The following is a 21,151-nucleotide window of genomic DNA, read 5'->3' as shown; positions in this document are numbered from 1 at the left end:
ATGACTCATGTGTACGCCGCGCACGGTGGCCCAGACGAAGGACCGGTCCTGCTGTTGCTGCACGGCCTGGGGGCGACCGCCGAGGTCTGGCGCGGTGCGATCGCGCTGCTCGACGAGCCCGGCGGGCCGGCCTGGCTGGCGCCGGACCTGCCGGGTCACGGGCGGTCGTCGTGGCTGACGTCGTACTCCTTCGGCGACTACGCCGAGGCGCTGCGGCCGCTGGTCCCCGCCGACCGTGAGGTGTGGGTGCTCGGCCACTCGATGGGCGGCATGATCGGCCTCGAGCTCGCGTCCCGGACGCCGGCGGTGACCCGGGTCGCGGCGTTCGGGGTGAAGGTGCACTGGCCACCCGAGGACGTCGCCGGCGCCGCCAAGCAGGCGACGCGAACGCCCAAGACCTACCCAACGCACGCGGAGGCCGCCACCCGCTACCTCAAGCTGTCCGGACTCGTCGGCCTGGTCGAGCCGGACGACCCGTCGGTCGAGGCCGGCCTGCGCGACGAGAAGTACGGCTGGCAGCTCGCCCAGGACCCGGCGACCTTCGGCTTCGGCACGCCGGACATCGCCGACCTGCTCGCCCGCGTCGACTGCCCGGTGCGGCTGGCCCGCGGCGAGTACGACGCGATGGTCACCGACGCCCAGCTCGCCGCGGTGGTGGCCGACGCACCGGGGCCGGTCACGCTGACCGGGCTCGGCCACAACGCGCAGGTCGAGGACCCGGCGAGGGTCCTCGACCTACTCGGAGCTCACTTCCGGAAGATGTAGAGGCTCCGCTGGTAGCGCGCGAAGTTCGCGTTGCCGGGGTAGACGATCGTGAGCGTGTTGAGGCTCTTGGCCAGGGGCGGCAGCCGGAGCCTCGCCGTACCGCTGCGCAGCCACCCCGTCGCCAGCAGCTTGCTGCCGCGCTTGATCAGGATCTTTCCGGTCGGGACCACCGACGAGTCCTCGACCCGGAGCCGGACGGCGCCCTTGACACGCTGCCCCTTCAGCGCCTGGAACGGGAACGTCTCCGTCGCGGTGACCTTGGCCTTCTTGATGATCAGCGTGAGCGAGTCGGCCGACGGCGCGTGGGTCGGGCTGCCGCCGTATCTGACGGTGACCGGGTACCGCCCGGCGGGCGTGCGCCCCGAGATCGTGAAGGCGGCCTTGCCGCCGGCGAGCCGCAGACCCCGGGTCGTGCCCCGGAACCGCATCGTCACCTGCCCGGACGGGACCGGATAGCTCGACACCGAGACCCGGATCTGGACTGACTTGCCGTAGCTCGGGCTGGACGGGTACGCGTAGATCGAGGTCGTCGCGGAGCGGCGGACCATGAGCGCCACCCCTGGCGAGGTCGATCCCTCGAACCCGGACCCGTCGTCCGGGGTGTACCTCGCCCGGAAGGTGTGCTGGCCCGGGAACTCCCCGGTCAGGGTCTTGGCCGCCACGCCGCCGACCAGCTGGACCGCGGCCTGCGGAGTGTTCCCGTCCAGGAACTCCACCCAGCCGACGGCGGGCACATCGCCCGCCATGACCTTCGCCGTCAGCCGCGCGGTGCTGGCCGCGGGCGAGGAAGCGGTCAGCGTGGTCGTGGTCAGGCTCAGCGGGTTGAGCGTGAGGTTGGTGGTCGGGTCACCGGTCGCGACGCCGCAGACGCCGCCCTCGGCCGGCCGGGCGAGCTGGCGGAGGCCGGCCGCCTCGAGCAGCGCCCGAGCCTCCCCGGAGCAGATGAGGCCGTCGGTGCCGAGGACCGCCTTGACGATGGACTGGGTGACCGCGCTCGAGCGCACCACGTTGTAGACCGGCCAGGTCGCCCGCCATCCGCCGGTCAGGTCGAGGGTGGAGCTGGACTCGGCGCGACCGAGGGAGTACGGCGCCACCGCGTCCGGCTCGCTCTTGATCGCGGCATCGGAGTGCTCCGGCGTCTCGGTGACCGTCGGCGCCAGCGTCGGGGCCGCGCCGCCGTTGAGCGCCTTGAGCTGGGCGTCGAAAGCCCGCCGGGTCAACGAGCCGGCGGGCGGCGCCAGCGGCTTGATCGAGCCGGCTTGGCCACCGACCTGACCCCAGTCGGTGACATCGCCGGTGTAGATGTCGAGGAGCTGCGCGCCGGTCAGCGAGGCCGGAGCGTGCGTCGCCGTCGCGGAGACCACGACTCCGAGGCCGTCACGGGCGAACGGGAACATCCTGAGGTCGGCGTCGCCCTCGGCCGCACTGTTGGCCGTCACCGAGCGCACGAAGTCGACGTCGGAGTTGTTGCCCGCGCCGTACAGCATCGCCTTGCCGGAGGCCGAGTCGGTCGGCCGGTTGACGGGCAGGTGGGCCTCGTCGAGCTGGATCTGCGCGGAGCCGGTCGCGTCGAAGGAGGCGATCCGGCCCGAGCTGTGGGTGGCGTTCCACTGCGCGGCGAGCTGGCCCAGCACGGCCTGCGTCTCCGCGGCCCCGACCCCGATGAGGTCGCTGCTCTTCGGCACGAACGGCGGATCCGCCTCGGCGGACGTTGTCGTCGCCGCCAGGGCGATGGTCAACGCGAGCGCTGTGAGCGCGCCGGCGCACCGTCGTACAGACATCAAGATTCCCCCGTCATCTCGGTGGTCGAGTACCTCGCGGCTGCGACGGTATCGGGAGCCTCCGACAATGTCCCCTGTTCGGCCAACTTTGGGCCCAAGCTGTGGATAACTCCTAGGCCGGGCGGGATCCGATCGTGAGTAGGTCGGCGGCGGCGGGCCCGCAGCACCCACCAGCTTCCGCCTGGCCGTCGAACTGGCCGGAGCCACCGCAGACACCGGTCTCCGGCAGCACCAGCTCGACCTGCTCGGCCGCCTCGTGGTCGCCGGCGATCGAGGCGACGATGCTGCGCACCTGTTCAAACCCGGTCAGCGCCAGGAACGACGGCGCGCGTCCATAGGACTTCATCCCGGCCAGGTAGAAGCCGGCGTCCGGCTGGGCCAGGACGGCGACGCCGTGCGGCTCGACCGAGCCGCACGAGTGGATGTTCGGGTCGATCAGCGGTGCCAGGGCAACCGGCGCCGACAGCACCGGGTCCAGCTCCAGGCGAACCTCGGAGAGCCAGGAGAGGTCCGGCCGGAACCCGGTCACCACGATCACCTCGTCCACGCCCTCGACGGCAGACCCGTCGTACGCCGTCAGCCGCAGCGTGCCGGCCTCCTCGGCGCTCACTTCGGCGGTGCGGAACGAGGTGACGACCGTGACCGGACCCGACGCCACCGCCGCCTGCGCACTCTTGCCGAGCGCGCCGCGGGCCGCGAGCTGGTCGTTGTCGCCGCCACCGAAGGCGTCGCCGGTCGCCGCTCGCCTGACCAGCCAGGACACTCGAGTGCCCGGGTGCTCCGCGGCCAGCGAGGTCAGGGCGACCAGGGTGTTCTGCGCGGAGGCCCCGGTCCCGGCGACGGCGACGTGCTTCCCGGCGTACCGCTGCCGGGTGTGGACGTCGGTGAGGTCCGGGATGCCGTAGAAGATCCGGTCCGCGTGCTCGGCCTCGCCGGCCGCCGGCAGCCCGTCGCCGCCGAGCGGGCTCGGCACGCCCCATGTGCCCGAGGCGTCGACCACTGCTGAGGCGGTCAGCCGCAGCGGACCGGACGCGGTCTCGACCTGGACGGTGTACGGCGCCTGCTCGCGCCCCGAGTCGACCATCCGGTCGCGGCCGTGCCGGGCGACGCCGACGACCCGGTGACCGAACCGCACGTCCACCTCGTCGGTGGCGCTCAGCGCCTGCGCGAGGGGCGTGAGGTACTGGTCGGCCCAGTCCCGGCCGGTGGGGTACGACGCGGGCTCGGGCCGCACCCACCCTGTCGGGGCCAGCAGCTTCTCGGCGACCTGGTCGACCAGCTCGCTCCACGGCGAGAACAGCCGGACGTGGCCCCACTCCCGGACCGCGGCACCGGCGCTCGGTCCCGCCTCCAGGACGACGGTCCGCAGACCGCGATCGTGAGCATGGGCGGCGGCGGCCAGTCCGATCGGCCCGGCTCCGACGATGACCAGCGGGTGGGTTGGCGGCGTTGTCGTCATGGCGGCGACTCTATCGATGAACATCGATGAATTCAACCATCGATCTCGATCGATGTAAGGTCGTGACATGACTGCTCACGGACTCGGCACCGACGCCGCCGCGACGTACGCCGAGTGGTTCGCCACCCTCGCCGACGCCACCCGGGTGCGGCTGCTGCACGCGGTGTCGACCGCGCCCGGCGGCTCGATCAAGATCGGCGACCTCGCGGTGGCACTCGGCATCAGCCAGTCGACCTGCTCGCACCACGTACGCCGCCTGGCCGAGGTCGGCTTCGTCAGCGTCGACAAGGTCGGCACCGCGTCGGTCGTCACGGTCAACCCGGCCTGCTGCACCGGCCTGCCGCACGCCGCCGACGTGGTGATGGGCACGCTCTCCGCGCCGCCGTGCTGCCCCGAGGACCTGCCTGCCGACGTGACCACGCGGGCGATGACCGACGGCGACCTGCCCCGAGTCCGGGAGATCTACGCCGAGGGCATCGCGACCCGCAACGCCACCTTCGAGACCAAGGTCCCGTCCCAGGCCGCGCTCGCCAAGCACTGGCTACCGGGCCACCGCTGGGTCGCGGAGGCCGGCGACGAGGTGGTCGGCTTCACCGGCGTGACGCCGGTGTCGCGGCGCAACTGCTACTCCGGTGTCGGCGAGACCAGCGTGTACGTCGCGGAGTCGGCGCGCGGCCGGGGCGTCGGCAAGGCGCTGCTGCACCGCCAGGTCAACGAGGCCGACGCGAACGGCCTATGGACCCTGCAGACCTCGATCTTCCCGGAGAACCGCGCCTCGCTCGCCCTCCATCACTCGGCCGGCTACGTCACGCTGGCGGTCCGCACCCGGATCGCCAAGCTCGACGGGAAGTGGCGCGACACCGTCCTGCTGGAGCGGCGCCGCGCCGTCGACTGAGCGCATGGCTTGACGCTGCGGAACTATCTCAGCAACTATTGAGACAATAACTGCTGAGGAGCTAGTCGATGGCCATCGCCCGCCGCGCCCAGGTGTACGCCGCCCTCGGCGACCCCGGCCGGCTCGCGATCGTCGACCACCTCGCCGTCTCGGACCGGTCGGCGAGCGAGCTGGGCCAGGCGCTGGACATGCCAAGCAACCTGCTCGCCCACCACCTGCGGGTGCTGGAGAAGGCCGGCGTGATCGCGCGCGAGCGGTCCGAGGGCGACCGGCGGCGGACCTACGTCCGGCTGCGCACCGACGACCCCGCGGTCGCCGCCGCGGCGGGCACATCGCTGCCACAGCCCGCTCAGGTCGTCTTCGTCTGCACCCAGAACTCAGCCCGCTCCCAGCTCGCGGCCGCCGCCTGGCGGCGTACCAGCACGCTCCCCGTCCGCTCCGCCGGCACTCACCCGGCCGCGCGCGTGCATCCCAAGGCGGTCCGCGCCGGGCGCAGGCACGGCCTCGACATGGACGGCCTCACCACCAGCGCCATCGACGACCTCGCGCCCGGGGACCTCGTGGTCGCGGTCTGCGACCAGGTCCACGAGGAGCTGGCGCCGGGCGAGCGGCTGCACTGGTCGGTCAAGGACCCGGTCCGGGTCGGGACCGCCGCTGCGTTCGACCTCGTCGCCACCGACATCCTGCAGCGGGTCGACCGGCTCGCGACTGCTCTCACTCAAACCGGCCCCGACAGGAGCTCCTGATGACCACCGTGCTGTTCCTCTGCGTGCACAATGCCGGCCGCTCGCAGATGGCGATGGGCTTCTTCCAGCACCTGGCCGGTGACCGCGCCGTCGCCCTGTCCGGCGGCTCCGAGCCCGCGGCCGAGGTGAACCCCGCTGCCGTCGCGGCGATGCAGGAAGTCGGCATCGACATCTCCCGGGAGTTCCCGAAGGCGTGGACCGACGAGACCGTGCGCGCCGCCGACGTGGTGGTCACCATGGGCTGTGGCGACACCTGCCCGGTCTTCCCGGGCAAGCGTTACGAGGACTGGGCGCTCGACGACCCAGCAGGTCAGGGCGTCGAAGCCGTCCGCCCGATCCGTGACGACATCGAGCAGCGGGTACGCCGCCTGCTGGGCGAGCTCGACGTGCCGGTCGGCTAGCCGACCGGCGATGCTTGTGGGCATGGAGTACGTGTCCAGAGCGCCGCGACCGCCCCTGGACGGGCTGATCGACGACCTCTACTACCTGGAGGGTGCGCCGCCGTACGCCCGGCTGACGCTGCCCCCGGCACCGTCGGCGCTGCTCATCGTCAACCTCGGCGCGCCGTTCCGGATCCGCTCCGGCACCGACATCGAGACGGCCGAGTACGCCGACGGCTGTGTGGTCACCACGCCCACCCGTGCGTGGGAGTTCGGCTACCCACTCCGGACCACGTCCGTCGGCGCGCACATCAAGCCGTGGGGGCTGGCGCCGTTCCTGCCGATGCCCGCGGCCGAGCTATGTGACCGCCCGCTGACGGTCGAGCAGGTCTGGGGCCGGGCAGCCGTTGCCGAGCTGCGAGACCGGCTGGCCACGGCGGACGGGCCGCACGAGATGCTGACGCTGCTCGAGGAGGAGCTGATGCGACGGCTGCGCGAGACCGCCGGCCTGGGGCTGGTCCGCCATACGAGCAGCGTCATTGCGGCGACCAGCGGGGCGGTGGCGATCGGCGACCTGAGCGCGACGGCCGGTGTCAGCAGCACTCATCTGGCGCAGCGGTTCAAAGAGCTCGTCGGCGTCACGCCGAAGCGGCTGGCCCGCACTCAGCGCTTCACCGCGGCCGCGTTCGCGATCGACCCCGCCGAGCCGATCGACTGGGCCGACCTCGCCGGTCGCGCAGGCTACTTCGACCAGGCCCACTTCGGCCACGAGTTCCGGTCGTTCACCGGGCTCACGCCGACCCGGTACGTCGAGGTCCGGCGGCGGTTCCTGCGCGAACATCCTGGCCACGCCATAGACGGCTGGCCGCTGCCGGCCGATTGATTTCCTACAAGAGCGACGGCTCCCGAGGTCTCTAACCTGACGGCATCCCAAGCAGAGGAGAGCCCGATGGGCAAAGTAGTCATGTACGCATCGGTGTCGGCGGACGGCTTCATCGCGGACGAGAGCGACCAGCCCGGACCGCTGTTCGACTGGTTGACCAGCGGTGACGTCCCATTGGACGAAAGCGGTGTGTTGAAGGTGTCGCAGGCGTCCTACGACCACACCCGGGCGTACTGGGACCAGATCGGAGTCACGATCGCCGGCCGCCATGTCTTCGACCTGACCGACGGCTGGGACGGGAAGCCTCCGGCCGGCATCGACCATGTGGTCGTCGTGACCCACCGGCCGGCGCCCGACGGCTGGGACCCCGAGGCGCCGTTCCACTTCGTCGACGGTGTCGAGGCAGCCGTGGCCAAGGCGCAGGAGCTCGCGGGTGACCGCATCGTCGAGGTCGCCGCCGGCGATGTCGGTGGCCAGGTGCTTGCCGCAGGTCTGGTCGACGAGGTGCGCATGGACGTCGCACCCGTCGTTCTCGGGTCCGGCAAGCGCTACTTCGGGTCGGTCCACGCGCAGCACCTGCTGGAGGATCCCGACGTGGTGCTTCAGGGCAACCGGGTGCTTCACCTGCGCTATCGGGTGCGCCGTTGACCAGCCGGAGCGGAACTCAACCAGCGGCGGCGTAGGCGACGGCGGCGTCGTACACGTCGGTGACGTAGTCGCGGGAGTGGTTGTACGACAGGATCGCGGCGTGCCAGTCGAGGCCGGTGGACAGGTCCCGGTCGCCGGCGCAGAGGTAGCGGCCGGTGGCGTACGCCGCGTCGTCGAGGTCGAGCGGGTCGGCGGTGCCGTCGTTGTCGCCGTCGGCGGCCCACCGCTCCCAGGTCGACGGGATGAACTGCATCGGGCCGACGGCGTGGTCCCAGGTGTCGTCGCCGTGCCAGGCCATCGACGCCGACGTCGAGCGGATCGCGGCGAAGCCGGGCCTGCCGTCGAGGGCCGGCCCGATGATCGGCGGCGACGAGGTGCCGTCGTCGCGCAGCCGGCGGCCGTCGGTGGTGCCGTGCGCGGACTCGATCCGGCCGACCCCGGCGAGCGTGGTCCAGCCGAGCCGGCAGCCGGGCTGCTCGGAGCCGAGACGGAGGGTGGCGGTGCCGTAGGCGCGCATCGCCGGGACCGGGATGCCCGTGGCCGCCGCCACCGCGCGCGCCCAGCGCTCGTCGGCGACCAGGCGCGGCCCGCCGGCCGACGCACCGCCCGTGCCGCCAACGCCGCCCGGACCCGCGACCGACGGCTCGGCGACCGAGAGCCGGGCGACGTTGGACGGCGGGATCGGCGCGACGTCGGAGCGCAGCTGGCCGGCGAGCGCCGCCGTACCGCTGAGCAGGACGACCACCAGTGCCGCCCATCCGATCAACACCGGACCCTGTCGACCCTGGAGGCTCACCCGAAGCGGCCGCTCACGTAGTCGTTGGTGCGCTGGTCCTGCGGGTGGTTGAACATCGCGTAGGTGTCGCCGTGCTCGACGATCACGCCGGGGGTGCCGTGCGAGGCGAGGAAGAACGCGCACTGCGAGGACACCCGCGCGGCCTGCTGCATGTTGTGGGTGACGATCACGATCGTCACCTCCTGGGCCAGCTCGAGCATCGTCTCCTCGATCACCCGGGTCGAGGTCGGGTCCAGCGCGGAGCAGGGCTCGTCCATCAGCAGCACCCGAGGCTGTACGGCGAGCGAGCGAGCGATGCACAGCCGCTGCTGCTGGCCGCCGGAGAGCCCCCCGCCGGGCTGGTGCAGGCGGTCCTGCACCTCCTTCCATAGCCCGGCCTTGGTCAGGCAGGACTCGACCAGCTCGTCCTTGAGCCGCCTCGAGGCACGGGTGCCGGTGAGCTTGAGACCGGACAGCACGTTGTCGCGGATCGACATCGCCGGGAACGGGTTGGGCTTCTGGAAGACCATCCCGATCTGGCGGCGGGCATCGGTGAGCTTGCGGTCGGCGTCGTAGATGTCGCGCCCGTCGAGCAGCACCTCACCGGCCAGCGCCGCCGAGGGCACCAGCTCGTGCATCCGGTTCAGGATCCGCAGGAACGTCGACTTGCCGCAGCCGGACGGCCCGATCAGCGCGGTGATCTGGCCGGCGGGCATGGTCAGCGAGACCCGGTCCAGCACCTTGCGGCGGCCGAACCATGCCGAGACGTCGCGCGCCTCCAGCTCGGCCAGCTGGCCGGCCTTCGGCGCCCGCGGCCTGGTGAGGATGATGCCGTCGCCGGGTGCCGGCGGGCCGACGGGAACGACCGGGATCACCCTCGTCTCGTCGCCTGGCTGCGGCTGTGACTGGGTCTGTTCTGTGGTCACGGTGCTGCTCTCGTTCGAGGTGGTGCGGGTGGGCGCGGCCGGCTGCCGCGCCCACCCGGCCGGGTCACTTCTGGATGATGGTGAAGGACTTCTTGCCGGCCAGCACGTTGCTGCTGCCCGAGTAGTTCAGGGTCAGCGTGATCGTGCCCTTGGGAAGCTTGGGCAGGGTCACGGTCGCCTGGCCGCTCACCAGGGTGATGGTCTTGAGCACCGTCGTACCCCGCTTGATCACGACCTTGCCGGTCGGCTTGACCGTCGAGCCGGAGATCGCGACCTTGACCGTGCCCTTGGCGAGCTTGCCGGCCAGGACCGTGCTCGGGAAGCTCTCGGTGAGCGCCGGCTTGGCCTTGGCGATCTTCAGGGTCTTGGTCGAGGTGGACGACGCGATCGACGTGCTGCCGTTGTACTTCACCGAGACCGTGTGCGAACCGGCCTTCAGCGACGACGACAGGGTCAGGCTGGCCTTGCCGCTCACCAGGGTGACGGTCTTCGCCGCGGCCGTGCCGACCTTGATCGAGACCGAGCCGGTGGGCGTGCTGCCCGAGGCGGTCACCGAGACCAGCACCTTCGCGGCCTTGCCGTACGCCGGGGCGCTGGGCGAGAAGGAGACCGTGGTGGTGGACGCCTTCTTGACCAGGACCGTCTTGGCCGCGGAGGTGGACGGGTCGAAGTTGCTTCCGGCCTCCGGGAGGTACTTCGCGGTGAAGGTGTGGTTGCCGGCGGTCAGGCCGTTGACGTCGACGGTGGCCTTACCCTGGACGACCGCACCGGTGGCCTTGACCACCGCGCCCTCGAGGAACTGGACGGTGCCCTCGGGGATCACGCTGTCGGTCGCAACCGTGGCGACCAGGCGCGCGTTGCCCGCCTTCAGCGAGGAGCCGGCGAGCGCGGTGGTGGTCGCGAGCTGTGCGTTGGTGGTGAAGTTCGTTGTCGCGACCTGGGTGGGCTCACCGCAGACGCCGCCGTTGGCCGGGGTCGCGAGCTGGTCGAAGCCGGCCGCCTCGATCAGCGGGCGAGCCCCGGTCGAGCAGACGAAGCCGGCGCTGCCGAACACCGCCGTCAGGTCCGCTCGGTTGACGTCCGCGCCGCGCACCACGTTGTAGAGCGCACGGGCCGCGCTCCAGTCGGCGAGCAGCTTGATCGTGGGCGTCGTCTTGGCCCGGCCCGTCGAGTACGGCGCGACCGCGTTCGGGTTGTCCTTGATGTCGGCGTCGGAGTGCTCCTGCGTCTCGCCGACGTGCGGCGCGAGGACCGGGTCGGTGCCGCCGTTGAGCGCCTTGAGCTGGGCGAGGAAGAAGGCGCGCGTTCCGGAGCCGGTCTGCGGGACGTACGGCTTGATGACGCCGGCGGTGCCGCCGATCTCGCTCCAGTTGGTGATCTCGCCCTTGTAGATGCCGAGCAGTTGGGCGCTCGTGATCGCGGCCGGCGCGTTGGAGCCGGTCGCCTTCACCGCCATCCTCATGCCGTCGACCGCGAACGGGAACGCCTGCAGGCCCGCGCTGACCTCGGCTGCGCTGAGCGCCGACGACGAGCGAGCGTAGTCGACATCGGCGTTGTTGCCCGCGCCGTGCAGCAGGTTCTTGCCGGCAGTCGAGCCGTTCGGCCGGGTGATCGGTGCCGAGCCCTCCTTGAGGACGACGGTCGCGGAGCCGCCGATCGCGTCGAAGCTGGCCAAGCGACCGGTGGCGTGGGTGTCGTTCCAGCCTTGCGTAGGCCCGGTGCCGTCGGCCAGGAAGTTCATCACGAACTGGGTGGTGTCGGAGCCGACGCCGACGACGTCGGCCTCGACTGGTGTGAAACTCGGGTCAGCAGTCGCGGGTGAGGCGACCAGTGCGAGCGACGAGGCAGCGGCTGCTGCCACGACGCCGGCGAGGAACCTGCGTGCAGACATCAGGGATCTCCTGTGGGATCTAAGGAAACGGACTTCTGGATCTACTACTGGGGTTTCTCTGACTGCCGGGCCGAGCCCCGGACAACTGGGGTGGGACAGTTGCGGGCGGTCACATCAGGTTGGGCAACAGCCGCATCACCACATCCGTCGACATCCACGACAGCGCCACCGCGATGGGCGAGGCGATCACCCACACGAGGGCCGTCGACCAGCGCTGGCGGGCCGCGATCACGCCGAGCGTCAGCGCGATCAGGGCGGCCAGGCAGAGGACGAGGGTCGGCAGGGCGCCCTGGTCGATCGCGAACGCCTTCTCCGACTCCGGCAGTGCCTCGCCGGGCGGGCTGCCTGCCGACGGGAACGGCTTGCGGGTGACCGCGTCGACGTACAGCACCTCGCCGGGCGAGAGCGCAGACCACCAGCCCGCGCGCTCGCCGCTGACCAGGGTCAGGCCGCCCTCCTCCGGCTCCAGCACCTGCGGCAGCGGGTCGCCAGCCCGGCGCACGCCGCGCACTGTGTACGTCGTGCTCCCCTGGCCGCTGACCACGTCGATCCGGTCCCCCGCGGTAAGGTCCGCGAGCTCGGCGAACGGCGCGCCGTACGTCGACGCCCGGCCGTAGACCACTGATGCCCCCGCCTGGCCGGGCAGCACGCTGTCGCGGCGGTGCCCGGGTCCGGCGAGCAGGTCACCGGACGCGGTGCCCTCGACCACGACCTGGTGCAGCCCGATGTCCGGGATGGACAGCAGCGCGACTGGGCGGCCGGGATCGGTACCCGGCTCGATCGGCGCGGTCGCGGCCGCGAGCTGCTCGCGGTACTCGGCGTACAGCAGGTCCTGGGAGCGCTCCTGGGCGAGCCCGCCGAGGAACAGCATCTGCGCGACGAACCACAGCGAGCAGATCGCCACCATCGTGAAGATCGACGAGAACACCGACAGCGCCTCGTCGCCGCCGTCCGGCGGCCGAGGCTCGCGACGGCGCGGGCTCGGGGCCGGCACCCGTTCCGGTACCGGCGTCCGGCTCGATGGTGGTGGCGGCACGAGCGGTGCCGCTCGCCGACCGGGGGCGGTCATGGTCACTAGTGGTCGCCCCCGCGGGAGAACGCCCGCGCCAACCCGGCGACGACCGACGCGACCAGGCCGACCGAGATCAGGATCGGCAGCAGCCGACCGGCCCAGGTCGAGCCCAGCGCGGGCGTCGATCCCGGCGCCGGCTCGGCCTCGGCCGAGTCCGGGGCGCTCGGCGAGGCCGACGGCGAGCCGGACGGTACGTCGTCGTCCGAGGGCGCGTCGGACGGCTCGTCGGGGTCGCTCGGGTCGGGGAACGGCGGGTCGTCCGGGTCGTCGTCCCCGCCCGGCCCGTTGCCGTTGCTGGGGTCGTCGGACGGATCGTCGTCCTGGTCGGCCGGCGCCTTCTGTTCGAGGACGGCGGCCGCGACCTGGTTGGCCGACCGCAACAGCGGCCCGGTGGCGCCGGTCCTGCTCAGCGGTAGGTAGCCGCCCGGCAGCTGGCCGTTGCCGAAGCCGCGCCGCTGACCCTCGGTGGTGGCGATCCGGATGAACTCGGCGACGGTCCTCGCGTCCGCCTTCGCCATCCCGCTCAGCCGGGCTGCGGTGTAGACGATCATCGTCCCGGGGTAGGCCTTCGCCTTGCGCCGCAGCGCGGTCTGGCTGATCGTGAACGGCTCGTACGTCTCGTCCTGCTCGGCCAGCCGGACCGCGTGCGCCAGGCTCACCGGGTCGGGGCCGGTGAAGACCCGGCCGGCGGCGGTGAACCGTGACTGCGGCTTGGCCGGGCCGGTGGCCTGGAGCCGCGCCGTACGCAGGCCGAAGCGCTCGGCGTCGCCGAGGCTGACGATGCCGAGCATCATCCGGGCGCCCATGCCCTGCCGGTCGATCCGGCCCAGCTTCCATGGGTCGGTCGGCGTGGGCCGGTCGCAGCGGGTCTGCACGTTCGGCCAGGCGTCGAGGACCGCCTCGGCGATCGCGCGCAGCGTGTTGACCGGTGCCGCGACCTGGCCGAGGTACGGCGCCGGGTTGGCCTTCAGGCACTCCTGGTCGACGTCCGGGACGTAGGTGTCGAGCAGCGGCCAGTCGTCGGTCGGCAGGTCGATGCCGCGGTAGGTGGGGTTGACCCGCATCCCCCACGGGTCAGGCGTCCCGTCGACGAACGCCATCGCCTCCGGGTCCTCGGCGAGGTACGCCGTCAGCGTGGAGATGACGTCCGAGGACTCCGACAGCGACAGCACGGTGGCCGCCGCCTCCCGCGAGATCGTGTCCAGGCCCGGGTTGAGCGCCTGGAACTCCGGGTCCAGGTTGATCGAGAGCGGGTTGCCCTTCATCCCCTTGTGGCCGACCCCGAGCGCGGACGCCGGGTAGGACTGGGTGAGCAGCTTGGCCAGCAGCCGCGGCGTCAACCGGAGGTCGGTGAACTCACCGGCGTTCTCTGGCCTGTCCACGATGTAGCCGACCGCGAACCCGCTGACGCCGGTCGGCGCGTAGCCGACGCGGTCGTCCCCGGACCTCTCCCGCTCGCCGGAGACGAAGGCCGCGACGGCCTCGCCGTTCTCCATGAGCTTGAAGGCCGCCTTGTCCGACATCCGGCTGTGCTGGAACTTGAAGCGCTTCTTGTTCAGGCAGTACGCCGGCGCCCACTGCAGCGACGCCTGCGCGAGCAGCTCGGAGCCGTAGAAGCCGACCGGCGGTCGCGGGTCCAGCACGTCGCACGCGTCCGGCGGCAGCGCGAAGGTCAGCGGCACGCTGAACCGGTTGCGCCAGTTGGATCTGGCCCACCAGTAGACCGGCGACACCGCCGCGTCCACGCCCTCGTTGGCGAAGTTGCTCGACCCGGCCGGGAACCGCCCGTGCTGGCGGCACTCGCGGGCGTCGGCGCCGTCCACACAGGACAGCCCCATGATCGGGATCACCACCAGCGAGCAGGGCACCTTGTCGGAGCAGCCGAGCGACTCGTTCTCGACGTTCGAGCGGACCTCGTACTTGACCTCGCCGGCGCCCTTGGCGTCGCTGAACGCCGCGACCTCGGCCGGCGGGAACGCCGCCCCGACCGCCGCCTCGGGCGGCATCGTCTCGGCGCTGCAGGCCGGGTAGACGGTGCCGTTGGCGGCCCGGAACGGGGTCAGGCGGGTGGCGAACGAGGTGATGTCGACGCACTGCTCGCCGCTCGGCCACGGCCGCATCCCGCTCTGCCGCTGCTTGTCCTCAGCCGTGGCGTGCAGGTCCTGCTGCCAGATCGCGACCCGCGGCACCACCGACTGCGATCGCTGCATCCGGGTCGAGGTCCAGCAGGTGTCCGGCGACAGCCGCTTGGCCGCCGGCAGGTCGGGGTCGTCGAGGCCGCGGCACTGCAGGATCACGACCGGGTACTCCTGGGCCAGGCCACCCTCGCCGAACGGGTTCGCCGCCCGGGCCGCACTCGGGTGCGCACCGGTCCAGCTGACCCGGATCCGCTCCCGGCCGCGCAGCTCCTGGGTCCTGTTGACCTTGACCGTCACCCGGCGCTCGTCCACGACCAGCGGCTGCCCCTCGTTGTCGAACACCCGGGTCAGCGTCTTGGTCTCGGAGTACCCGTCCTTCGCCGCCGCCGCCGGACCGCTGGTTGAGGAGATTGCGCTAGCAACCGTCTCGAAACCAAGAGCCGGAAGACTCGCCAGCAGCAGTCCGGACGCGACCAGGAGGCCGCCGCCGATCGTCGTACGGCGCGACATCAGAAGCTCCCGTTCCGCTTGGCCGCGGTACGGCGCCGCAGCACCGCCACGAACAGGCCGGGCAGCAGCACCAGCGCCAGCAGCTCGGCTGCCGCCACCCAGCCGAACACCCGGGCGTCGGCGGGCCGGTTGGCCGACAGCTCGGTCGGGTTGGCGTAGACCGAGTCGTCGCCGGCCAGGTTGTCGTCGTCGTCGATCGGCTGCCCGGTCTCCGGGTCGATCTCCGGCGTACCGGACGGGTCGTCGCTGCCCGGGGCGTTGCTGCCCGGACCGTTCCCGTCGTCGCCGCCGGGATCGTCCCCGCCGTCATTGCCGCCCGGATCGTCGTCCCCACCGTCGTTCCCCGGGTCGTCCGGGTCGTCGGTGGACGGCAGGTTGTTGCCGGTCTCGGTGCCGCACGGCCCTGCGCCCACCTTGTCGCAGGCAGCGGGCTGCGGCGCGATCTCCGCGAGCCGGTTCCGCTTCAGGTCGCCGGCGACGAAGGTCGGGTTGTGGCACTTGGTCGCGTCGCGGTTGGCGATGTCGACGTCCTTGTCGGCGCGCTTGAGCCGGCCCAGCTGCTTGAAGCCCGCCTGCACGAGGTTGAGCGGCAGCGGCGAGTAGCCGAACGGACCGGCGTTGACCTGGCCCTCGCAGAGTCCCCAGAACATGAAGTCGACCAGCGACTGCCGCTTGGCCGTGGTCATCCGGGTGTCGTCGGCCGCGGTCGGGATCAGCATGTAGGAGTACGACGAGAGCGGGTACGCGCGCGGGTCCTTCGCGGCGTACACGTCGTCGAGGATCTGGGTCAGGTAGTCCTCGGCGCTCGGGTCGCGGTCCTGGATCCGGGCCTTGGTCAGCGCCACCGCGACGTTGTACTGCGTCGGCTCGACGTAGTAGCCGCCCCGGTTCAGCACCTTCACGACCGGGTAGTCCTCGTTGACCGGGTAGGAGTACTCGACGTACCCGATGGTGCCGTTGCCGGCCGAGCTGGAGATCGTGTTCATCACCTGGTCGGAGCCGGCGGCGCCGATCGCGCGGCCCTGGCGCGGGTAGTACGACGTCAGCCCGCCGCGCGGGTAGAAGTCGCGCCAGATCGAGGAGTACTGGTCGTCCAGCCAGGTGGTGAACTGGGCCGTCGTACCGGAGCCGTCCGAGCGCACCACCGGCGTGATCGGCAGCTTCGGGAACCTGCGGCCGTTGTTGTCCCTGGTGATGGCCGAGTCGCTCCACTCGGTGATCTGGTTGGTGAAGATCTTGGCGATGGTGTCCCCGGACAGTCGCAGGTTCTTGACCAGCTGTCCGCCGACCTCGAGGTGGTAGGTGAACGCGGTCCCGCCCGCCACGATCGGCAGGTAGGCGAAGTCGCGGCCGTTGCTGGTGTCGGCCTGGCCCTGCTCGTCGGTGCCCTGGTACGGGATCTCGGAGATGCCGAAGTCGGTGGTCCGGTTGGCGAAGTTCTTGCGGCCGACCGACGAGCCGCCGCCGGTGTAGGTCACCTTGATCCCGAACCGGTCCACGTCGGCGATCCACTGGTCGACGATGTTCTTCGACCAGGTCGAACCGGTGCCTTCGATCTGGGCGTACGCCGCGGCGGCGCGCGCCGGGGCGGCCGGGCCGAGGGCGCCGAGAGTGACGAGGGTGATCGCCAGCGCGATCCGAGCCAGTTTCATGGGGTCTCCACGGACTTGTGGTCGGGACGGACTCTGGTACGCCGAAGTGACCGGGAGCGGTTGCTCCGGGGCCGCGCCAGCAACCGGGCGGTGACGAAGAGGATCAGCACGACCGCCAGCAGCACCGAGGCGGCGCCGAAGCCGCGCACGATCAGCAGCGGCTCGCCGCTGCGCACCGCGAAGAAGATGTAGAGCGGCAGCGAGTTCATGACCCCGTCGCTGGGGTTCCAGACGTAGAAGCTGGCGGCGCCGGAGGTGAGCAGCACCGGCGAGGTCTCGCCGACGCCGCGGGCGACGCCGAGGATCAGCGCGGTCGCGAGGCCGGGGCGTGCGGTCGGCAGCACGACGTGCCAGACCGTCTTCCAGCGGCTGGCGCCGAGCGCGAGGCTGGCCTCCCGCAGCCCGCCGGGTACGACGCGGAGCACGACGTCGGCGGCGCGGGCGATGATCGGCAGCATCATCACCGAGATCGCGAGCGAGGCGGCGAGACCCGACGGCGGGATGCCGAGGCCGACGATGATCGTGACGTAGATGAACAGGCCGGCCACGATCGACGGCAGCGCGGTCATCGCCTCCACGATGGTGCGCACCAGCCGGGCGAACCTGCCGCCGATCTCGACCATGAAGACCGCCGTACCGACGCCGAGCGGCAGGGTGATCGCGATCGCGATGCCGAGCTCGATCAGCGAGCCGAGGATGGCGTGGCCGATGCCGCCCTTGTTCAGCGGGTCGCGAGGCCCGACGCCGGCCATGTCGTCGTAGTAGAAGTTCAGGTGGACCAGCGGCCGCCAGCCTTCGAGGAAGGTGAAGGTGATCGTGGTCGCGAGCGCGAGGAGGACGACCACCGCGCCGCCGGTGATGATCGAGGCCATCAGCCGGTCCGCGACGTCGACCCGGGAGCCGGTCATCGCGGTGGTCACCGCGGTCACCAGCAGGCCGCAGACGAAGCCGGCGACGATCAGCCACGGCAGGCCGCCGAGCGGGAGCACGCGCTGGGTGAGGATCCACGCCAGCGCGAACCCGGCTGCCCAGGACCCGATCCGGACGAAGCGCTCCTCGGCCGTGGGGGCGCCCACACCCACCCGCGGGTACGCCGGCGGCAGGTCTTCCCGTGACGGGAGCTGGGTCCGGGCGGTCCGGGGCGGCGGTGTGGTCGTCGTACTCATGACTAGGCGTCCGTCCCGGCGCCGGAGCGGCTGCGGTTCACGACCACCGCGGCGAAGCTGTTGACGACCAGCGTGATCATGAACAGCACGAAGCCGGCGGTGAGCAGCGCGGAGAGCTGTGACGCCGACGCCTCGCCGAACCGGCCTGCGATCAGTGCCGAGACCGTGTTGGTGCCGACCTCGGTGATGCTCCACTTGATCTCGAAGGCCGGGGAGACGATCAGCAGCACTGCGATCGTCTCGCCGAGCGCCCGGCCCAGGCCGAGCATGGTGCCGCCGATGATGCCGCCGCGACCGAACGGCAGGACGACCGTGCGCACCATCCCCCACTTGGTCGAGCCGAGCGCGAGTGCCGCCTCCTTCTCACCCTGCGGGGTCTGCGAGAACACCTGGCGCATCACCGCACACGCCATCGGCAGCACCATCGCGGCGACCGCGATGCTCGCGATGAACGCGGACTTGATGTAGCGGGTCTGGTCCCAGATCGCGGCGCTCGGGTCCGAGGTCGGGACGTCGAAGAACGGCAGCCAGCCGAGGTGCTGGTGCAGCCAGAGCGCGAACTCCGGCCCGCCGTGCTCCATCAGCAGGTAGACGCCGACCAGGCCGTAGACGATGCTCGGCACCGCCGCCATCAGGTCGACCAGCGAGACCAGCGTCGGCTTGAGCCCATCGGGCGCGTACTCACTGATGTAGAGCGCGGTGGCCAGCGCGAGCGGGAACGCGATCAGGATCGCGAGGGTGGCGATCTGCAGGGTGCCGACCAGGACCGCGGCGATGCCGAGTACGTCGGCCTCGGGCTGCCACTGCTGCTCGGTGAGGAAGCTGACGCCGTACCTCTTGAAGGTCGGCACCGACTGCCACGCCAGGAAGGCGCCGATGCTGCCGGTGATCAGCAGCACCGAGGCGCCGATCGTCCGGCTGACCTGGGCGAAGACCCAGTCAGAACCGGTGTTCGCCGACGCCAGCCTGCGCGGGGTGTCCTCGGGCAGGAGAGGGTCCAGCTGCGGCAACGTCGTCAACGCACATTCCTGGCAGGTAGGAACGGGCCCCCCGATGGGCGTCGCTCAAGGGCGGCGGTACGACGACCGCCGGTGGACAGTCGCCGTACTGATCCTCCGAGCGGCCGGGGACCACGCGCCGCCTTCTACGTGAATCGCCGGGAAACGACGTCGGGACGTTCGGTGCCGGCTGGTCTAGCCCTCCCACTACGCTCGCCGCATGGAGCCGTCACTGGACACCTGGGTAGCCGAGGGCGAACGGGTCGAGCTCGCCGGCCACCACATCTTCTTCCGCCAGGACGGGCCGGAGGGCGGACGGCCGGTCACCCTGATCCACGGGTTCCCGACGTCCTCACACGACTGGGCGCCGATCGTCCCGGCACTCGTGGCTGCCGGCTGCCGGGTCACCACCTTCGACCTGCTGGGCTTCGGTGCCAGCGACAAGCCGACGGGCCATGCCTTCTCGATCCTGGAGCAGGCGACGATCGTCGAGGCCCTGTGGTCGCGGCTCGGGATCGCCGAGACCGCGCTGGTCGCCCATGACTACGGCGTCTCGGTCGGCCAGGAGCTGCTCGACCGCGACTCCGCGCGGATCACGGCGATGACCTGGCTGAACGGCGGCCTGTACGCCGACCTGCACCGCCCGCTGCGCGTCCAGCGGATGCTGCACGGACCGCTCGGTGGCGTCCTGGGCCGGCTGGCCACCGAGCGGACCTACCGGGCCGCGATGCACGAGATCCTCGGCCGTCCGGTCTCCGACGAGACGCTGCACCAGATGTGGCTGGCCGCGTCCGGCAACGGTGGCAAGCGGATCCAGCACGCGCTGCTCCGCTACATCAACGACCGCGTCGAGCACAGCGCTCGCTGGGTCAAGGCGCTCGAGTCGTACGCCGGCCCGACGCTGTTCGTCTGGGGGCCGGCGGATCCGGTCAGCGGTGCGCACGTGCTGCCGCGGATCCGGGAGCGGATGCCTTCCGCTGAGCTGGTTGTCCTCGATGAGGAGCCGGCCACCGGGCACTACCCGCAGCTCGAGAACCCTACGGCGGTGGCCGACGCGCTCACGTCATTCCTGGCCTAGGAGGTCTCCAGCTCGGCCTCGGAGCGCAGGATGCAGAACTCGTTGCCCTCCGGGTCGGCGAGCACCACCCAGCCGGTGCCCGGGCCGTACTTGCCGCGCAGGTCGTCGACCACACTCGCGCCTAGCCCGAGCAGCCGCTCCAGCTCCTCGTCCCGGCTGCCTTCGGCCGGCCGCAGGTCGAAGTGGATCCGGTTGCGCACGCCGTCCGGCTTGGCGTTGTCGACGTCGATGAACAGCAGGTGGTGCGAGCCGTCCGGCTTGCGGATCATGCACTCCTCGTGGCCCGGCAGGTTCGGGTCGCCCGGCATGTCCTCGTACCCGAGCACCTGCTTCCACCACTCCGACTGCTTGTAGGCGTCGACCGCGTTGACGGTCGTGTGCGAGATGAAGGACGTCATGACCGGCAGTCTCGTACCGCCTCGCCCGGCCGTCGACCGGTTTTCGCCGAGCGCGCGACAATGCTCAGATGATGCGCGAGCTCAAGATCGTCGTCGAGCAGTCAAGCGATGGCAAAGACATGACCGACGACGAGTACACCGACCTCGCAAACGCGATCTGGATGGTGATGCGCGCGACACGGTTCGATTTTCAGATCCACCCCGACCAGCACTCGGACCCGGCCCGCCTCAACGCCGCGTGGGAGCAGTACGGGAAGGATGCGACCTGGCTCTGAAGCAACGAAGGGATCGCCCCGACTGGGCGGCTCGTAATACTCCGTCGCGCCGTGCAGGTCATCGTCAGCGTGGACTCACCCGGCTCGACGATCTCGACGAGCAGGGCTGGCTGGCTGGAATAGGCCTCCACCTGAGCAATATGCAAGGTTGCCCAAGGGGCGTCCGTTCTACCTGGACGGCGCGGTCTCGCGGTCGTAGCAGGAGTACGACGGGTCGCCGGTGAGCACGGCGCGAACAGACCGGACAGGAGAGGAAGGCCGCGTGTTGATGGCGACTTCGAAGGTTTCTTCGGAAAGTTATCCACAACCGGGGTTCTGAGCGTGAAAATGTCGGCGGCTGCTGGTTCAGTGGAGCCATGACAGCAACCGCGTTCACCCCGACCGGCAGCACGGCCGCACCGGCCGTGCTGCTGGCCGGGCTGCGCGCGGACCGGGCTGCCGCCGACGCCGCCGAAGCCCGGATCCTGGCCGCCGCTGTCGAGTGGGCCGACCTCCACCCCGCCACTGCCGACCACCACGCGGCCGCGCACTGGGAGCACGGCGCCGGGATCCCGATCGCCGGCGACGGCACCCCCTTGGTCGCCGAGTGGTGCGTCGCCGAGCTCGCCGCCGCGCTCGGGCTGACCACCGACGCTGGGAAGCACCTGCTCGGCCACGCGGTAGAGCTGCGGCACCGGCTACCGCGGCTGTGGGCTCGGGTCCAGGGCGGCGACCT

19 protein-coding genes and 1 pseudogene are annotated in these 21,151 nt (G+C 71.3%); 9 read left to right on the top strand and 11 right to left on the bottom strand.

Going from position 1 to position 21,151, the window contains the following annotated elements:
• Positions 1-765, top strand: coding sequence for an alpha/beta fold hydrolase (locus tag DDV73_RS19880; protein ID WP_109509010.1), 765 nt, complete (start codon positions 1-3; stop codon positions 763-765).
• On the opposite strand, the gene DDV73_RS19875 is transcribed toward DDV73_RS19880, so the two are convergent.
• Positions 747-2,546, bottom strand: a complete 1,800-nt coding sequence (locus DDV73_RS19875; protein WP_109509009.1) for an Ig-like domain repeat protein — start codon at positions 2,544-2,546, stop codon at positions 747-749. The genes DDV73_RS19880 and DDV73_RS19875 overlap by 19 nt on opposite strands.
• A 112-nt stretch (positions 2,547-2,658) precedes the next feature.
• Positions 2,659-4,005 carry an NAD(P)-binding domain-containing protein gene (locus DDV73_RS19870; RefSeq protein WP_109509008.1) on the bottom strand — a complete coding sequence of 449 codons (1,347 nt, stop codon included), beginning with the start codon at positions 4,003-4,005 and terminating at the stop codon, positions 2,659-2,661.
• A 67-nt stretch (positions 4,006-4,072) separates the two neighbouring features.
• Between DDV73_RS19870 and DDV73_RS19865 the strand changes: the two genes are divergently transcribed.
• The 5 genes from DDV73_RS19865 to DDV73_RS19845 all read left to right on the top strand — a co-directional run bounded on the left by DDV73_RS19865 (position 4,073) and on the right by DDV73_RS19845 (position 7,557).
• Positions 4,073-4,900, top strand: a complete 828-nt coding sequence (locus DDV73_RS19865) for a helix-turn-helix domain-containing GNAT family N-acetyltransferase (protein WP_109509007.1) — start codon at positions 4,073-4,075, stop codon at positions 4,898-4,900.
• A 68-nt stretch (positions 4,901-4,968) separates the two neighbouring features.
• Entirely contained in the window at positions 4,969-5,646 is a 678-nt protein-coding gene (locus DDV73_RS19860; RefSeq protein WP_109509006.1) for an arsenate reductase/protein-tyrosine-phosphatase family protein, read from the top strand.
• On the top strand, positions 5,646-6,047 hold the full coding sequence (locus DDV73_RS19855; RefSeq protein ID WP_109509005.1) for an arsenate reductase ArsC: 402 nt from the start codon (positions 5,646-5,648) through the stop codon (positions 6,045-6,047). The genes DDV73_RS19860 and DDV73_RS19855 overlap by 1 nt, the downstream gene beginning before the upstream one ends.
• 22 nt (positions 6,048-6,069) lie before the next feature.
• Complete coding sequence (locus DDV73_RS19850; RefSeq protein ID WP_109509004.1) at positions 6,070-6,909, top strand: helix-turn-helix domain-containing protein; 840 nt, start codon at positions 6,070-6,072, stop codon at positions 6,907-6,909.
• A 66-nt stretch (positions 6,910-6,975) separates the two neighbouring features.
• A complete protein-coding gene (locus DDV73_RS19845) occupies positions 6,976-7,557 on the top strand; it encodes a dihydrofolate reductase family protein (protein ID WP_109509003.1) in 582 nt (193 codons plus the stop codon).
• A gap of 16 nt (positions 7,558-7,573) precedes the next feature.
• Here the strand turns inward: DDV73_RS19845 and DDV73_RS19840 are convergent, their stop codons facing one another.
• The 8 genes from DDV73_RS19840 to pstC form a co-directional block, all read right to left on the bottom strand.
• The gene (locus tag DDV73_RS19840) at positions 7,574-8,323 is read right to left on the bottom strand and encodes a lytic transglycosylase domain-containing protein (RefSeq protein ID WP_240617384.1); all 750 of its coding nucleotides are present in this window, start codon (positions 8,321-8,323) and stop codon (positions 7,574-7,576) included.
• A 26-nt stretch (positions 8,324-8,349) separates the two neighbouring features.
• Entirely contained in the window at positions 8,350-9,123 is a 774-nt protein-coding gene (locus DDV73_RS19830; RefSeq protein ID WP_206051020.1) for a phosphate ABC transporter ATP-binding protein, read from the bottom strand.
• Positions 9,124-9,322: 199 nt separating this feature from the next.
• Positions 9,323-11,149 (bottom strand): Ig-like domain repeat protein, encoded by a 1,827-nt coding sequence (locus DDV73_RS19825; protein ID WP_109509002.1) that lies wholly within the window; start codon positions 11,147-11,149, stop codon positions 9,323-9,325.
• Between the two features lie 109 nt (positions 11,150-11,258).
• Complete coding sequence (locus tag DDV73_RS19820; RefSeq protein WP_154402823.1) at positions 11,259-12,218, bottom strand: sortase; 960 nt, start codon at positions 12,216-12,218, stop codon at positions 11,259-11,261.
• A gap of 5 nt (positions 12,219-12,223) precedes the next feature.
• On the bottom strand, positions 12,224-14,869 hold the full coding sequence (locus DDV73_RS19815) for a hypothetical protein (protein WP_109509000.1): 2,646 nt from the start codon (positions 14,867-14,869) through the stop codon (positions 12,224-12,226).
• Positions 14,869-16,521, bottom strand: a complete 1,653-nt coding sequence (locus tag DDV73_RS19810; RefSeq protein WP_109508999.1) for a phosphate ABC transporter substrate-binding protein PstS — start codon at positions 16,519-16,521, stop codon at positions 14,869-14,871. Before DDV73_RS19810 ends, DDV73_RS19815 begins: the two co-directional genes overlap by 1 nt.
• Positions 16,518-17,687 carry a PstA family ABC transporter permease gene (locus DDV73_RS19805; RefSeq protein ID WP_109508998.1) on the bottom strand — a complete coding sequence of 390 codons (1,170 nt, stop codon included), beginning with the start codon at positions 17,685-17,687 and terminating at the stop codon, positions 16,518-16,520. The genes DDV73_RS19810 and DDV73_RS19805 overlap by 4 nt, the downstream gene beginning before the upstream one ends.
• Positions 17,688-17,689: 2 nt before the next feature.
• Complete coding sequence (gene pstC, locus DDV73_RS19800) at positions 17,690-18,706, bottom strand: phosphate ABC transporter permease subunit PstC (RefSeq protein ID WP_240617383.1); 1,017 nt, start codon at positions 18,704-18,706, stop codon at positions 17,690-17,692.
• A 199-nt stretch (positions 18,707-18,905) separates the two neighbouring features.
• Here pstC and DDV73_RS19795 point away from each other — a divergent pair, with 199 nt between their 5' ends.
• Complete coding sequence (locus DDV73_RS19795) at positions 18,906-19,763, top strand: alpha/beta fold hydrolase (RefSeq protein WP_109508997.1); 858 nt, start codon at positions 18,906-18,908, stop codon at positions 19,761-19,763.
• Here the strand turns inward: DDV73_RS19795 and DDV73_RS19790 are convergent.
• Positions 19,760-20,161, bottom strand: coding sequence for a VOC family protein (locus DDV73_RS19790; protein WP_109508996.1), 402 nt, complete (start codon positions 20,159-20,161; stop codon positions 19,760-19,762). The two genes, DDV73_RS19795 and DDV73_RS19790, sit on opposite strands and share 4 nt — an antisense overlap.
• A gap of 68 nt (positions 20,162-20,229) precedes the next feature.
• On the opposite strand from DDV73_RS19790, the gene DDV73_RS19785 reads away from it, so the two are divergent.
• Entirely contained in the window at positions 20,230-20,436 is a 207-nt protein-coding gene (locus DDV73_RS19785; RefSeq protein WP_109508995.1) for a hypothetical protein, read from the top strand.
• 356 nt (positions 20,437-20,792) lie between these two features.
• Positions 20,793-21,151 (top strand): annotated as a pseudogene (locus DDV73_RS19780) (HNH endonuclease signature motif containing protein); the annotation flags it as partial.

The sequence above is a fragment of the Nocardioides speluncae genome (assembly GCF_003121585.1).
Classification (GTDB): domain Bacteria; phylum Actinomycetota; class Actinomycetes; order Propionibacteriales; family Nocardioidaceae; genus Nocardioides; species Nocardioides speluncae.
This window is presented reverse-complemented; position numbering and strand designations above follow the sequence as displayed.

Bases quoted from the DNA above. Each gene is read 5' to 3' on its own strand.
- DDV73_RS19880 (WP_109509010.1), top strand. From the start codon at position 1: ATGACTCATGTGTACGCCGCGCACGGTGGCCCAGACGAAGGACCGGTC.
- DDV73_RS19875 (WP_109509009.1), bottom strand. From the start codon at position 2,546: ATGTCTGTACGACGGTGCGCCGGCGCGCTCACAGCGCTCGCGTTGACC.
- DDV73_RS19870 (WP_109509008.1), bottom strand. From the start codon at position 4,005: ATGACGACAACGCCGCCAACCCACCCGCTGGTCATCGTCGGAGCCGGG.
- DDV73_RS19865 (WP_109509007.1), top strand. From the start codon at position 4,073: ATGACTGCTCACGGACTCGGCACCGACGCCGCCGCGACGTACGCCGAG.
- DDV73_RS19860 (WP_109509006.1), top strand. From the start codon at position 4,969: ATGGCCATCGCCCGCCGCGCCCAGGTGTACGCCGCCCTCGGCGACCCC.
- DDV73_RS19855 (WP_109509005.1), top strand. From the start codon at position 5,646: ATGACCACCGTGCTGTTCCTCTGCGTGCACAATGCCGGCCGCTCGCAG.
- DDV73_RS19850 (WP_109509004.1), top strand. From the start codon at position 6,070: ATGGAGTACGTGTCCAGAGCGCCGCGACCGCCCCTGGACGGGCTGATC.
- DDV73_RS19845 (WP_109509003.1), top strand. From the start codon at position 6,976: ATGGGCAAAGTAGTCATGTACGCATCGGTGTCGGCGGACGGCTTCATC.
- DDV73_RS19825 (WP_109509002.1), bottom strand. From the start codon at position 11,149: ATGTCTGCACGCAGGTTCCTCGCCGGCGTCGTGGCAGCAGCCGCTGCC.
- DDV73_RS19820 (WP_154402823.1), bottom strand. From the start codon at position 12,218: ATGACCGCCCCCGGTCGGCGAGCGGCACCGCTCGTGCCGCCACCACCA.
- DDV73_RS19815 (WP_109509000.1), bottom strand. From the start codon at position 14,869: ATGTCGCGCCGTACGACGATCGGCGGCGGCCTCCTGGTCGCGTCCGGA.
- DDV73_RS19810 (WP_109508999.1), bottom strand. From the start codon at position 16,521: ATGAAACTGGCTCGGATCGCGCTGGCGATCACCCTCGTCACTCTCGGC.
- DDV73_RS19805 (WP_109508998.1), bottom strand. From the start codon at position 17,687: ATGAGTACGACGACCACACCGCCGCCCCGGACCGCCCGGACCCAGCTC.
- DDV73_RS19795 (WP_109508997.1), top strand. From the start codon at position 18,906: ATGGAGCCGTCACTGGACACCTGGGTAGCCGAGGGCGAACGGGTCGAG.
- DDV73_RS19790 (WP_109508996.1), bottom strand. From the start codon at position 20,161: ATGACGTCCTTCATCTCGCACACGACCGTCAACGCGGTCGACGCCTAC.
- DDV73_RS19785 (WP_109508995.1), top strand. From the start codon at position 20,230: ATGATGCGCGAGCTCAAGATCGTCGTCGAGCAGTCAAGCGATGGCAAA.